The sequence below is a fragment of the Frankia sp. AiPs1 genome (genome assembly GCF_023716945.1).
GTDB lineage: Bacteria > Actinomycetota > Actinomycetes > Frankiales > Frankiaceae > Frankia.
Genome location: NZ_JAMQQF010000141.1, coordinates 1 through 12815, shown reverse-complemented (window position 1 = coordinate 12815; position 12815 = coordinate 1). Strand labels below are relative to the sequence as shown.

The window sequence follows — 12815 nt, the reverse complement described above, 5'->3', positions numbered from 1 at the left end:
GGCCCGCAGCGAGGTCGGGCGGCGCCGGCCGAGGACCAGGTCGGCGCGGCCGGCGGTGGGGTCGACCAGGTCGGTGGCGAGCAGGGCGACGAGGTCGGGCAGCCGCGCCGGGTCGAGCGAGGCGTCGGCGTCGCACACGCAGACGACGTCGGCCTCCGCGGCCAGCAGGCCGGCGTGCACGGCCGCGCCGTAGCCGCGCTCGGGCACGGCGACGACGGTGGCGCCCCGGCCCCGGGCAACCTCGGCGGAGCCGTCCCGCGACCCGTTGTCGGCCACGATCGCCCGGTAGCCCGCCGGCATCCGGTCGAGCACCCAGGGCAGCGCGCCGGCCTCGTCCAGGCAGGGCAGGATGACGTCCACCGCCGTCCGGCCGCCATCACTTTCCGTCAACATGGTCGGGACTGTAGTGCCGGGCGACCATGATCGATCCTTACGGAACGAGGACGGGCCTCGGCCATCGTCGGCCCGCTGACCTGGCTCAGCGGTGCGGCGCAGGCGATCGGGAGCGGCGCCGAGGGCGACCGGTCGGCCGCGGTGCGGGCACCCGGCCATCGCCGTCGTCAGCGGCACATTACGAAGCGGGGAACATCCGCGCCAGGCGGGGCGAGGGCGGTCCGGGCTGCCTATCGTGGCCGCATGGCCCGCGTCCTCGTCGTCGACGACGACGCCCTCGTCGCCGAGGTCGTCGACCGCTACCTGCGCAACGCCGGTTTCGACGTCGACCGCGCCGCGGACGGCCCGGCCGCTCTGCGCGCCGCCGAGGCCCACCCGCCCGACCTGGTCATCCTCGACCTGATGCTGCCCGGCATCGACGGCATCGAGGTCTTCCGCCGGCTCACCGCGCGCCAACCCGTTGCCGTCATCATGCTGACCGCGCGGGCCGACGAGGCGGACCGGATCGCCGGCCTGGAGGTCGGCGCAGACGACTACGTGACCAAACCGTTCTCCCCGCGGGAGCTGACCCTGCGGGTGCGGTCGGTGCTGCGGCGGGCAGCCGAGTCCGCCGCGGCCCCGGAGCCCGGCGTCCTGCGGGCCGGCTCCCTGGTCATCGACCCGGCGGCACGGACCGCGGCCCGCCACGGGGTGCCGCTCGGCCTCACGGTGCGCGAATTCGACCTGCTGGCCTTCCTGCTGCGCCGGCCCGGCCACGCCTTCACCCGCGTCGAACTGCTCGAGCAGGTGTGGGGCTGGAGTTACGGCGATCCGTCGACGGTGACCGTGCACATCCGCCGGCTCCGGGAGAAGATCGAGGACGATCCGACCGCCCCCCGCCTGCTCGTCACCGTGTGGGGCGTCGGCTACCGATACGACGCCCCACCGGCGGTGCCCGGCGCCGACGCGTCGCCGGTGGTGGCCGGCGCCGACGCGTCGCCGATGGTGGCCGGCGCAGAGCCATCGCCGGACGGCCCGCGGCAGACGGCGGGCGGGATGAGCGGCGGCGGGCCAGGGGGCGCGAGGATGCGATGATCGCCGAGTTCGAGGTCGCCGGGATCACCCTGGGCTGCTCGACGGCCGCCGCCGTCAGCGGCGTGCCGCTGCTGCTCGCGCTGCGCCGCCGGCCGCTGTGGGCGATGGCCACGGCGTTGTGCGTGTGGCCGATCGTCGCGATCGTCGTGGGCGTCACCGTCACGGCGCGGCTGATGTTCCTCTCCCAGCACGACCTGCGCACAATTCTGATCATCGTCGGGGTCTCGGCGGTGGTCGCCTCCACGTTCGCGCTGCGCGTCGGACGTCCGATCGTGGCCGGGACCGGTGCCCTCACCCGGGCGGCGGCGACCCTCGGCGACCCCGGCTACCGGGGCGCGGGGCGCGTCCCGACGACGGAGCTCGCCACGCTCGCCGCCACGCTGGACGCGACGAACACCCGGCTGGTCGAGTCGCTCGCCCGCGAACGGGCCCTGGAAGCGAGCCGCCGCGAGCTGGTCGCGTGGATCAGTCACGACCTGCGGACCCCGCTGGCGGGCATTCGGGCGATGGCCGAGGCGTTCGAGGACGGCCTGATCACCGACGTCGAGACCACCGACCGTTACCACCGCCGGATGCTCACCGAGGCCGAGCGGCTCACCGGGATGGTCGACGACCTGTTCGAGTTGGCCCGGTTGCAGGCCGGGGCGCTGCGACTGAGCCTGGCGAAGGTGCGCGTCGCGGACGTGGTGTCGGACGCGGTCGCGGCCGTCGATCCGATCGCGCGGGCGCGCGGCGTCGTCGTCCGCGGCGAGGCCGACGATCTCGGCTTCGTCGACGCCGATGCCGCCGAGGTCGGGCGGGCCCTGACGAATCTTCTGGTCAACGCCATCCGGCACACCCCCGACGACGGGACGGTGGAGGTCACCGCCACCATGGCCGCCGATCAGGCGCTGTTCTCGGTGGCGGACCGCTGCGGCGGCATCCCGGCGCAGGACCTCCTGCGGGTGTTCGACCTGGGTTTCCGCGGGGAGCCCGCGCGAACCCCGACCGGCGACGACGGTCCGGGGCAGCCGCGGTCGCGCTCGGGCATCGGCCTGGCGATCGTGCGCGGGATCATCGAGGCGCACGGCGGCGCCGTCAGCGTGCACAACCAGCCGGGAGGTTGCCGTTTCGTCGTCGCCCTCCCGACGTCCTGACGAACTGCGGACAGCGGGCAGCGGACAGCGGGCAGCGCGGACAGCAGAGCAACCCGGACAGCAGAGCAACGGAGGCAGCGCCGTCCGCGGTTCGTAAGATCCGGCGGCGCTCGGCGCGGATAGCGTCGGCGACATGCGGCTTCTCGTCACCGGCGGCGCCGGTTTCATCGGCTCACAGGTCGTGGACGCGGCCGTCGCGGCCGGCGACGAGGTCAGGATCCTCGACGCGCTGCTGCCGGCGGTGCACCGGATCGTCCCCGCGGTGAACGACCGCGCCGACCTCGTCGTCGGCGACGTCACCGACCGCGGCCAGGTCGAGGCCGCGCTCGACGGGATCGACGTCGTGTGCCACCAGGCCGCCATGGTGGGCCTGGGGGTGAACCTCGACGACCTGCCGGCGTACGTCACGAACAACGATCTCGGCACGGCCGTGCTGCTCGCCGCGATGGCCCGCGCCGGGATCGGGCGCCTGGTGCTGGCCAGCTCCATGGTCGTCTACGGCGAGGGTGGCTACCGCTGCGGCGAGCACGGCGTCGTCCGCCCCGGCCCACGGCTGCGCGCCGACCTGGCCGCCGGGCGGTTCGAGCCGCCCTGCCCGCGCTGCCACCGGCAGCTCGCCTCCGTCCCCGTCGGCGAGGACGCCCCGATCGATCCCCGTAACGTCTACGCGGCGACCAAGGTGGCCCAGGAGCACCTCGCCGCGGCCTGGGCCGCCGCGACCGGGGGCACCGTCATCGCGCTGCGCTACCACAACGTCTACGGGCCGCGGATGCCGCGGGACACCCCGTACGCGGGGGTCGCGTCAATCTTTCGCAGCGCGCTGGCCGCCGGGCGCGCGCCGCGGGTGTTCGAGGACGGCGGCCAGCGGCGGGACTTCGTCCACGTGCAGGACGTCGCGGCCGCCAACCTGCTGGCGACGCGCGGCCCGGACCTGCCCGGCCGGCTCACCGCGCTGAACGTCGGCTCGGGCGAACCGCACACCGTCGGGGACATGGCGGGCGCGCTGGCCCGTGCCGTCGGCGGCCCGCCACCCGTGGTGACCGGCGACTACCGGATCGGGGACGTCCGGCACATCGTCGCCTCGTCGGTCGGCGCCGCCGAGCTACTCGGTTACCGGGCGCGGGTCGGATTCGCCGCGGGAATGGCGGCGTTCGCCCGCGACCCGCTGCGCGGCTGAGATCCCCTCAGTCGACCGCGAGGCCGAGCGCGGTCGCGACGACGATGGCCTGCCAGGGGTCGATGCGGGCGCCCCGCAGCGTGACGGCCAGCGGATCCAGCGCGGACAGGTCGCTGCCGCGCAGGTCGGCGCCGGACAGGTCGGCGCCGTCCCACAGCGCGCCGGAGAGATCGTTGTCACGCAGGGTGGCGCCATCGCAGCGCGCACCGCTCAGGTCGGCCTCCCGCATCCGGACTCCGACGAAGGACGTGCGACTCAGTTTCGCCCGCGACAGACCAACAAAGGACCAATCTCCGCCACCGACCTTCATGAGGTCGTGCGTGCATCCGTCGAACAGGCTGCCGGTGAACTTGCACGCGTCGAAGCTCGTGTCGAAGAAGGAGCACCGGACGAACACGCAGTTGATGAAAGCGGTGTCTGAATAACCCGATGCGTTGAACCGGACCCCGCGGAAGGTGCACGAGTCCAGAACCGCGCCCGTGGTCGGCACCTCGGTCAGGTCGACGTCGACGAACGCGACGTGATCATGCGCCTGCCCAGACAGATCCCCGCCGACCTCGGCCAGGCTGCGGACGGTATGGTCGACCGCGGGCGTCGACGGGCCGTATTTCCGAGCCGGCACGCGACACCTCCCCCGGCGACCGGTAGTGGGACCGGCCGCACTCGTCGATCAAGGTCCGGGCTAAGCCTACCGCCCGTCACCGGCAGTGTGTTCCGCGCCACATAGTCCGTAGTCGATGTTTCGGGCTCGGGGGTGACGATGAACACGATCCGGCGGCCGGTATACGGCGGAAAATAGTTCGTGGAGACCGACGTGCTATCGGGGATAAGGTCTCCGCGGCGCCAACGGGCACCGCTGGGAGTCAAGAGGTTGAGCGGAGAAGGATCGTGAGCACCGACAGCGCCCGCACAGGGCATGCCGACGAACCGGAACGGCTCGAGGGGCGGCAGAGCTCCCCGCACCGCGTAGTGATCATTGGCTCAGGCTTCGGGGGCCTGTTCACCGCGCAGGCTCTTCGCAAGGCGCCCGTCGAGATCACCCTCGTCGCAAAGACCACTCATCACCTGTTCCAGCCGCTGCTCTACCAGGTGGCGACCGGCATCCTGTCGGAGGGCGAGATCGCCCCGACCACCCGCGAGGTGCTCAGCCGCCAGGAGAACGCCCACGTCGTCCTCGGCGACGTGACCACGATCGACGTGAAGGCGAAGACCGTCACGTCCCAGCTGCTCGGCCGCACGACGGTCCACCCCTACGACAGCCTCGTGGTCGCCGCCGGCGCCGGGCAGTCGTACTTCGGCAACGACCAGTTCGCCACCCACGCCCCCGGCATGAAGAGCATCGACGACGCCCTCGAGCTGCGCGGCCGGATCTTCGGCATGTTCGAGCTCGCCGAGGGCTCGACCGACCCGGCCGACATCGAGCGGCTGCTGACCTTCGTCGTCGTCGGCGCCGGCCCCACCGGCGTGGAGATGGCCGGCCAGATCGCCGAGCTGTCGCGGCGCACGCTGCGTCGCGACTTCCGCAGCATCGACCCCACCAAGGCCCGGGTGATCCTGCTCGACGCCGCGCCCGCCGTGCTCCCGCCCTTCGGGGAGCGGCTCGGCGCGAAGGCCGCCGACAAGCTGGAGAAGATCGGCGTCGAGGTACAGCTCGGCGCCAAGGTCGTCAACGTCGACGCCACCGGCATCGACGTCGAGGACGCCGACGGCACCCGCCGCCGGATCGACTCGGTCTGCAAGGTCTGGGCCGCCGGCGTCGCCGCGAGCCCGCTCGGCAAGCAGCTCGCCGAGCAGACCGGCGCCGGCATCGACCGCGCCGGCCGCGTCGAGGTGCTCCCCGACCTCACCCTCCCGGGCCACCCGGAGATCTACGTCATCGGCGACATGATGAGCCTCAACCGGCTGCCCGGTGTCGCCCAGGTCGCCATCCAGGGCGGCCGGCACGCGGCCAAGGAGATCAAGGCCTGGGTCGCCGGCAAGCAGACCGGCCACCCGTTCAAGTACAACGACAAGGGCAGCATGGCCACCATCTCGCGGTTCAGCGCGGTGGCCAAGATCGGCAACATCCAGTTCAGCGGCTTCTTCGCCTGGCTGGTCTGGCTGGCCGTGCACCTCGTCTACATCATCGGCTTCAAGCACCGTCTGACCACCCTGCTGCACTGGACGGTCAGCTTCATCGGCCGGGGCCGCTCGGAGCGCACGGTCACCCAGCAGCAGATCTTCGCCCGCGCGGCGTTGGAGCGACTCGGCGAGAACTTCGCCCCGTCGCTGCCCCCCAAGGCCGGCGACGCACCGTCCTGGACGGGCGCGGCCCGCTCCCAGGTCCCCCCGCAGGGCGGGGCGACGGGCACGGAAAGTCGAGAGCCCACCAGGGTCTAGACCACGCCGTCGCACGGCACAGGCCGCGTGAGCCGCAGCCGCACGCACCACCACACGACCGCCCGGTCGGGACGAACTCCCGCCGGGCGGTCGTCGTCTGTGCCGTGCCGCTGGCTGTCAGCCGGCCACGAGGCGCGACGGCAGTGCTGCGAGACGGGATGCCCCACCGCCCTCGCGCGCCCCGGGATGTCAGCTGGCCGCGGCCGGGGCGGGGATCGCCGCCGTCGCCCGGGCGAGCAGCTCCCGCAGGGTGGCAAGCTCGGCGTCACTGAACGCGGCAGCGAGCCGCTGCTCGACCTCGAGTGCCGCGGCGTCGGCGCGCCGAAACAGTGCCTGGCCCGCCCGGCTCAGGCGGGTGACGAGGACCTGCGCGTGGTCGCCGGACGGCTGGCGCTCGATGAGCCCCTTCGCCTCCAGACCGGCCAGCACGACGGCCATCGTCTGCGGCGTGACGTTGCCCTGCCGGGCGATCCGCGCGCCGGAAATGCCAGGAGTGGCGGCGATCACGACCATCGCCGCGTACTGCGCGACGGTGAGGCCGAACGGCCGCAGCACCCTGGTCTTCTCCGCGATCAGCACCTGCTCGGCCCGCTTGATCGCCAGGCCGAGCCGTTCGCCTCCCGCGTCGACCGGGCGGGATCTGGCGGCCACGGTCCTCACTGCGCCCGCTCGACTCGCTGGGGTGGGCGACCCACGGATGGCCGGGACGGCCACACTGATCCGAGGCTACCGCGCATCGGAGGACCCATGACCGCCATCGCCCCCGGAGGCACCCCCAGCGTCCCGGGAACTACCGGCGCTCTGGGCACCGACACGGCCAGCGTGGTTGCGGCGCCGGGCACCGCCAGGCCGGCCACCATCCGACGATCCGAACCCACGACCACCACCTCCGAGGGAGCCGGCGCACCCCCCGGCGGTGCCGATGTTCCGCCGGTCCATCCGACCGACGGCGGCCCGGGTTCGCCCGCGGCGGCCTCGGCCGCTCGCACGTCGTCCGGACCGATCCCATCCGCCGACGCCGCCGCCCGCCCCGACGAGAGAAGCGCCGACGAGGGCAGCGCCGAGCCACCCGCCGCCACCGACCTGCCCACCGTCGTCCCGCTGCCCGGGGCGATCCGACTGCCGGACGGAGGCTGGATCCGGCCACGCGGGCTGCGCCACCCCCCAGCCCCGGGCCCGCTCCCCGATTGCGGCCTCTACCTGGGCGGTGCCCGCCTGCGGCGGCGGCATGACGGTCACCTGGCGTGGCCGCACGAGTGGATCGACTGGCCGGACTTCCTCCTCCCGCGCAATCCCACGACGGCCGCCGCCCGCATCCGCGCGCTACACGCGCACACGCAGACGTCCGACCGCATCGAGCTCGCCTGCGGCGGCGGAGTCGGCCGCACCGGAACCGTGCTCGCCTGCCTCGCCGTGCTGGCCGGCCTGTCACCCGCGGACGCCGTCACCTGGACCCGCGCGCACCATCACCCGCGAGCCGTCGAGACCCCCTGGCAACGCCGCTGGATCCAGCGCTTCCCCACCCTCTGACAGTTTCAGCCGATCACGCCGCCTCCGCGCGTCGCACCCCCTCTAGCTCAGCCCGAACCCGCCGCCCGACGATCAAGGTGTTCCGCGGAACCGCGCCGCGCCGTCGAACACGAGCCCAACGTCGACGACCCCGACCTCCACGATCACCACGCGGCCTGGCCTACCGACACCCGCAGGCACGACAGACGGGTCGCGATCCCTCCAGGGAAGATCACGGACTGGTACCCGACTACACGCATGCGTCGCGCGTGCACGTTGCGATCCCTCCAGGGATGATCACGAACCTGCACCAACGCCACGACCCTGACCGCGGAGCGGGTTGCGATCCCTCCAGGGATGATCACGAACCCCATGGTAAAGCCGCAGGTCAGAGTGGATGCCTGAGGGGCGTACAACATGATCATTGCAGCGGTCCGACGGTGATGCAACTGCCCAGGTCAGGGCGTTGATCCTTGCGGGCGAAGGCGGGCGCTTTCCCCGGGCTCGCGTGTTCGGTCCCGCTTCCCCGTGCGGTTCAGGCCGCCGGATCGGTAGACACAATCATCAACCATCAAGGTACTGATATATCATCGTGATATGGCAGTCATCCCCGAGAGTCACCGTGATCTGCTGGAGCGGCCGCTGTTCGGGCACCTCGCGACGATCCGGCCGGACGGCACCCCCCAGGTGAACCCGATGTGGGTGCTCTGGGACGGCACGTTCCTATGGTTCACGAACACCACGTCCCGGCAGAAGTACCGCAACGTCACGGGGAGGCCGCAGGTGGCGGTGTCCGTCAACGACCCCGAGGCGCCCTACCGGTACCTGGAGATCCGCGGCCTCGTCGTACGGATCGACCCCGATCCGCAGGCCGAGCTGTTCATGCGGCTCGCCGACCGGTACTCGATGCGGCTGGACGGGCCGCCCGCGGACGCGCCGCACCGGGTGGCCTATGCGGTCCGGCCGACCGCGGTCAGCTTCCAGTAGCCCCCCCCCGCTGGAGTATCCGGCGCCGGTCTGCCCTCCCGACACCGGTGTCCGCCGGCTGAGATCCGTTCCCGACCGCGTTCGCATCTCGCTCACATGCGGCTGTCGCATCGTGGGTCTGCCAGCGCGCCGCAGCGGCGCGCGACGCCGGATCGGGGGACGACCGAGTCTTGGTCGACGGGTCCGAGCACGGCGTGCGGGCGCCACCGGGAAAGGACGGCAGTGATGGGCAAATTCCTGACGGGACGGCGGGGTGCGGGCGTAGCGGCGGCGGGGCTGCTCGGACTCGGTCTGGGGGTCGGTCTCGGGTTCAGCGGCACGGCCGCGTCCGCCGCGCCGGCGCCGGCAGCGCAGACCGCTGCGGCGGCACCAGCCTCCGCGACGGCGTCGCCGTCCACCGAGGACCATCCGAAGCCGGCCGAGGCGCGCCGGCTGCGACGCGAGCGCCGCCTGGCCGAGCGCGTCCAGCACGGCGAGGCGACCGTCAAGACGGCCAAGGGCTTCCAGGTCGTCGCCGGGCAGCGGGGGAAGGTGACCGCGATCAGCGCGACCTCGATCAGCCTGGCCAGCGAGGACGGCTACACGGCCACGTACGTCATCGACGGCGACACGAGGTTCCGCGCCGACGGGAAGCCCGCGAAGGTCACCGACATCCACCAGGGCGCGACCGTCACCGTCCGCGCCACGGTCACCGGCAACACCCGCACCGCGACAGCCGTCGCCGACCCCAAGAACTGACACTCGGGCGGCCCGGCCCACCCGCTCAGGCCGACGGGACCGGGCCGCCGTCGCCGCGCGCCCGTATCCCCAGACGGGCACGAATCACCACGGACCTATTACCGCATCCTTTTGCCGCGATCCCTCCAGAGATGATCACGGACCCGATGGACCGCCGACACCGATTTACCGAACGGGTTGCGATCCCTCCAGGGATGATCACGGACCGCCAGGCAGCGTGGCCTTCTACAATGCCATGGCGTTGCGATCCCTCCAGGGATGATCACGGACCCCGTGGTAAAGCTGCAGGTCAGTGGGGCTGGCCGGGGGGTGTGCGGGATGATCGCTGCAGCGGTCCGGCGGTAGTGCAACTGCCCAGGTCAAGACGTTGATCGTGGAAGCCCGGCTGCTGCCACGGTCGGGCGGCCGCTGAGGGCCGACGTCGTCACGGATTGTTCGCCGAGGGACGGCACGGCGCTCCTGCCCGATGCATGATCATAGCCAGCGTCGGGTCATCTACCGGGCGGGCGATGTGCGGACTGAATTCGTCACCTTGTCCGGGAACGCACCGGCTTCGATAGCGGATCGGAGTGTTCCGCGGAACCGCGTCGCGGGTTCGGCCGGCCTCAGCCGGTGTCGGTCTCACCTCGCACATCGAGCCTCAGTCCGGGCTCAGAACCACTCGCGCAGCCTGCTGTCCACATCGGCCTGGGTCGGCGCAGGCATGACGTGCGGGTCGATGGACTGCCCGGCGCGCTCCCCGGTGAGCACGAGAGTTGCGCCGTCCGGAAGGAAGCGGTCGAGGAAGGCCAGCGAGCGAAGGTGCCATCCGTCGCCGGATGGATAGGGCCGCAGCCACAGCGGCGAGGCGCGTCTGATCTCCGCGCCGTCGAGGCGTGGGCTGACCATCGCCGTGTCTGGCTTCCCGCCGGAAACGGGTCGCGCGTAACCCGTGGGAAGCCCCAGCGCGGAGTTGTCGAGGGCCTGCTCCGGGGACGGCAGCGTGCCGTCGAGCCAGGGGCCGATGACCTCGACGTAGTCCTGCGAGCGCGGCTGGTCTGCCGCGCTCGGCTCGCCGTTCGCCCGGAAGCCACGAAGCTGTCCGGCCACGTACCGCAGGGCGGCGTCGACGTCCCGCGCCGGCCGCTCGGGTACGTCGTCGGCCAGCAGGTAGCGGCCTGGGCGGAAACACGGGTAGTCCGGCGGTAGCGGCCCGCCGCTGCCGTCGAGCAGGCGAGGCGCGCCCACCGGCAGGTGCTCGACGCCGAGATCCGCCAGCACCAGGCGGACACCACCGAGGACCAGCCTGAGCTTGGCGGCGGCGTCCTCCTCGACGGGTTTCGACAGAAATATGGTGGAGAAGCGCCGGGCCGGTAGGTCCACGACATCGTCTACCTTGACCGCCACGGTGCCGAAGCCACGCCTGGCCCGCTGGCCGAGCCCGCCGAACGTCGCCAGCGCCCACAGCGAGGCGATCAGCAGGTCACCGACGGCCGACTGATCGTCGGCGTGGCCGTCAAGCCGGACGGCCAGCCGGATCTTGCACCCCGCTGGCACATGCCCGACGACCAGCTTCTTGTCCTGGAACAGCCCCTGCCCGAGCAGATAGGTGACCGTGCCGCCCGCTTCACGGTCCTTGTCCTTGTAATTGCCTCCGCGTCCGCCTTGGCCCCTGCCCGTGCGACGGGTTCCTCGGCCGCCCGGGGTCTCCTCTTCCTGCGCATCGTCGAGCTGGCTCGCCGGACCGTACGGCCGCACGAAGGGCACGAGTTCCCGCGAGCGGATGATCACCGTCGACGGGCTGCGCCTCGCGGGTGACCGATCGCCGGGCGTCGGTGTGCCGCCCTCCTCGCGGGACGCCGTGCCGAACACCCGGCGCTCCACGTCGGCGAGCGTCAGCAGCCCCTCGCGGGACGGGGGCAGGTGGGCGCCGACGAGGGCGCGCAGCCAGTACCGCAACGCTCCGCGCAGGCTCGGCACCGGAAAGACGACCTTGGTCGGCGGGCGCGGCCGCCCGCCGGAGGGCGTCGTCACGTCGCCGGGCAGGTCGACCCCGCCGAGGAACATCGGCGTCTGCACCGTCAGCGTGATGTCAGTCCAGGTCATGGTGCCCTCCGGTCGGCGTGGGTCCGGGCGTTGCCACGGGTTCGGAGGCGGACAGGTAGCCGTAGCCCGCCGCCGTCTTCGCCCCGATGCCCAGCAGATCCACCGCCTCCGTCAGCAGCTGGGCGGCCCGGTGGACGTCGTCGTGCGGCCCGATGCAGAACGCCTGCCACCGACCGCTCGCGCTGAGGAAGCCGACGGGCACCGGCTGCAGGTAGTCGGCCGGCGGGATGATGTCCTCGGCCGCCGTGGCCACGGTGCGGTAGTACATCCCCGCGTGCGGGGTCAGGACGTCGCGATGGATTCGCAGCGCGTCGGTGGGCAGCGCGTCGAGAAATCGAACGGAGCCCTGCGCAACGGAGCCCTGCGCGGCGCCGCCCTGCGTAGCGGTGCCCTGCACGGCGGTGTCGTCGCCGCCCGGCCGAGGCGAGCCGAAGATGCGCAGATCCGCCTCGCACAGGGACGCCCCCTTCCGGGCGGCGCAGGCCTGGGCGACCCCCTTGAGCGCGGATCCGGGGATCACCGGCCAACCGTAGGTGCCGTGCAGGGCCATGGCGACGTCCTGGACGCTGCCGTCCGCGGCTCCCACCAGCATCGTCCCCTCGGTGCGCAGGTCGATGGCGAGCGCGGTCGTGGCGCCGACGGCGAGCCGGGAGACGGCCCGCTCCCGGCGTTCGGCCACCGCCCGGGCCAGCGCGGACATCTCCGGATCCGACCCGGGCCCGGACCCTGGCCTGGGGACGGACCAGCCGGCCGCAGTGCGGCGCGCCCAGTCGTGGTTGGCCGTGACATCGAGCTTGGCAGGCTGGCCGTCCTGAGCCGGACGCAGGAACGGCGCGCGACGCAGGAGCACCAAGGCGTTCGCCGACGAGAGATCGTCCGCCGATGGGGCTGTCCGTGCTTGCTCGGAATATTGTCCGGACCCGCGCGCGCCTGCGGAGCCGGCAGTTCTCCCGGGTCCACGGAGTCGTCCCGCCGCGTCCACGGTGAGCAGGGAACCCAGCAGGCCGATCAACGGCAGCTGTGCGGCCCCCGCCTGCGTCCCCGGCTGGACGGTGCTGCGACCGCGGGCACCCCTCTGGTCGGCGGCGGACGTCCCCGCCGATCCACGGCCGGCGGAGGAACGCGGCGAGGGCGTCGATCGCGGAGGTGCAGGTCTGGGACCGTTTGGCTCCCCTGGGCCCCGCTCAGCCATCCGACGCACCACCTGCAGCCGTGCCGCCGGTGGTGACGGTGGGGGCCGCGGGGGCCGCGGGGGCCGGGGTGATGGTGGGGGGACGTTCGCGCGCGACTGCCTCGGACAGCCGCCGCAGCCAGCCGGCCAGCGAGCTGACCGCCGC

The 12815-nt window shown here is 72.7% G+C and carries 12 protein-coding genes; 7 read left to right on the top strand and 5 right to left on the bottom strand.

The genetic code is table 11. The features are described from left to right. Window positions 1-393, bottom strand: a 393-nt coding sequence (locus tag ND748_RS14740) for a glycosyltransferase family 2 protein (protein ID WP_251746379.1), incomplete at its 3' end; no start/stop codon positions are given. A gap of 243 nt (window positions 394-636) precedes the next feature. On the opposite strand from ND748_RS14740, the gene ND748_RS14735 reads away from it, so the two are divergent. The 3 genes from ND748_RS14735 (at window position 637) to ND748_RS14725 (ending at window position 3780) form a co-directional block, all read left to right on the top strand. Further along, on the top strand, window positions 637-1467 hold the full coding sequence (locus ND748_RS14735) for a response regulator transcription factor (protein ID WP_251746378.1): 831 nt from the start codon (window positions 637-639) through the stop codon (window positions 1465-1467). Continuing rightward, window positions 1464-2603 carry a sensor histidine kinase KdpD gene (locus ND748_RS14730; protein ID WP_251746377.1) on the top strand — a complete coding sequence of 380 codons (1140 nt, stop codon included), beginning with the start codon at window positions 1464-1466 and terminating at the stop codon, window positions 2601-2603. Before ND748_RS14735 ends, ND748_RS14730 begins: the two co-directional genes overlap by 4 nt. A gap of 133 nt (window positions 2604-2736) precedes the next feature. Next, on the top strand, window positions 2737-3780 hold the full coding sequence (locus ND748_RS14725; RefSeq protein ID WP_251746376.1) for an NAD-dependent epimerase/dehydratase family protein: 1044 nt from the start codon (window positions 2737-2739) through the stop codon (window positions 3778-3780). Between the two features lie 7 nt (window positions 3781-3787). On the opposite strand, the gene ND748_RS14720 is transcribed toward ND748_RS14725, so the two are convergent. After that, window positions 3788-4402: a pentapeptide repeat-containing protein gene (locus ND748_RS14720; protein ID WP_251746375.1), complete on the bottom strand. Its 615-nt coding sequence runs from the start codon at window positions 4400-4402 to the stop codon at window positions 3788-3790. Between the two features lie 266 nt (window positions 4403-4668). Here ND748_RS14720 and ND748_RS14715 point away from each other — a divergent pair, with 266 nt between their 5' ends. Continuing rightward, on the top strand, window positions 4669-6159 hold the full coding sequence (locus ND748_RS14715; RefSeq protein ID WP_251746374.1) for an NAD(P)/FAD-dependent oxidoreductase: 1491 nt from the start codon (window positions 4669-4671) through the stop codon (window positions 6157-6159). A gap of 189 nt (window positions 6160-6348) precedes the next feature. Here ND748_RS14715 and ND748_RS14710 read toward each other — a convergent pair whose 3' ends face one another. Continuing rightward, complete coding sequence (locus ND748_RS14710) at window positions 6349-6810, bottom strand: MarR family transcriptional regulator (protein WP_251746373.1); 462 nt, start codon at window positions 6808-6810, stop codon at window positions 6349-6351. A 96-nt stretch (window positions 6811-6906) separates the two neighbouring features. Here ND748_RS14710 and ND748_RS14705 point away from each other — a divergent pair, with 96 nt between their 5' ends. The 3 genes from ND748_RS14705 to ND748_RS14695 all read left to right on the top strand — a co-directional run bounded on the left by ND748_RS14705 (window position 6907) and on the right by ND748_RS14695 (window position 9393). After that, on the top strand, window positions 6907-7689 hold the full coding sequence (locus ND748_RS14705) for a protein-tyrosine phosphatase family protein (protein ID WP_251746372.1): 783 nt from the start codon (window positions 6907-6909) through the stop codon (window positions 7687-7689). Between the two features lie 576 nt (window positions 7690-8265). Next, window positions 8266-8655, top strand: a complete 390-nt coding sequence (locus ND748_RS14700) for a PPOX class F420-dependent oxidoreductase (protein WP_251746371.1) — start codon at window positions 8266-8268, stop codon at window positions 8653-8655. Between the two features lie 225 nt (window positions 8656-8880). Then, window positions 8881-9393 carry a DUF5666 domain-containing protein gene (locus ND748_RS14695; protein WP_285902125.1) on the top strand — a complete coding sequence of 171 codons (513 nt, stop codon included), beginning with the start codon at window positions 8881-8883 and terminating at the stop codon, window positions 9391-9393. A 651-nt stretch (window positions 9394-10044) separates the two neighbouring features. Here ND748_RS14695 and ND748_RS14690 read toward each other — a convergent pair. Next, window positions 10045-11478, bottom strand: a complete 1434-nt coding sequence (locus ND748_RS14690) for an RAMP superfamily CRISPR-associated protein (RefSeq protein WP_251746370.1) — start codon at window positions 11476-11478, stop codon at window positions 10045-10047. After that, window positions 11465-12328, bottom strand: coding sequence for a type III-B CRISPR module RAMP protein Cmr6 (cmr6, locus tag ND748_RS14685; RefSeq protein ID WP_251746369.1), 864 nt, complete (start codon window positions 12326-12328; stop codon window positions 11465-11467). The genes ND748_RS14690 and cmr6 overlap by 14 nt, the downstream gene beginning before the upstream one ends. Window positions 12329-12815: the final 487 nt, after the last annotated feature.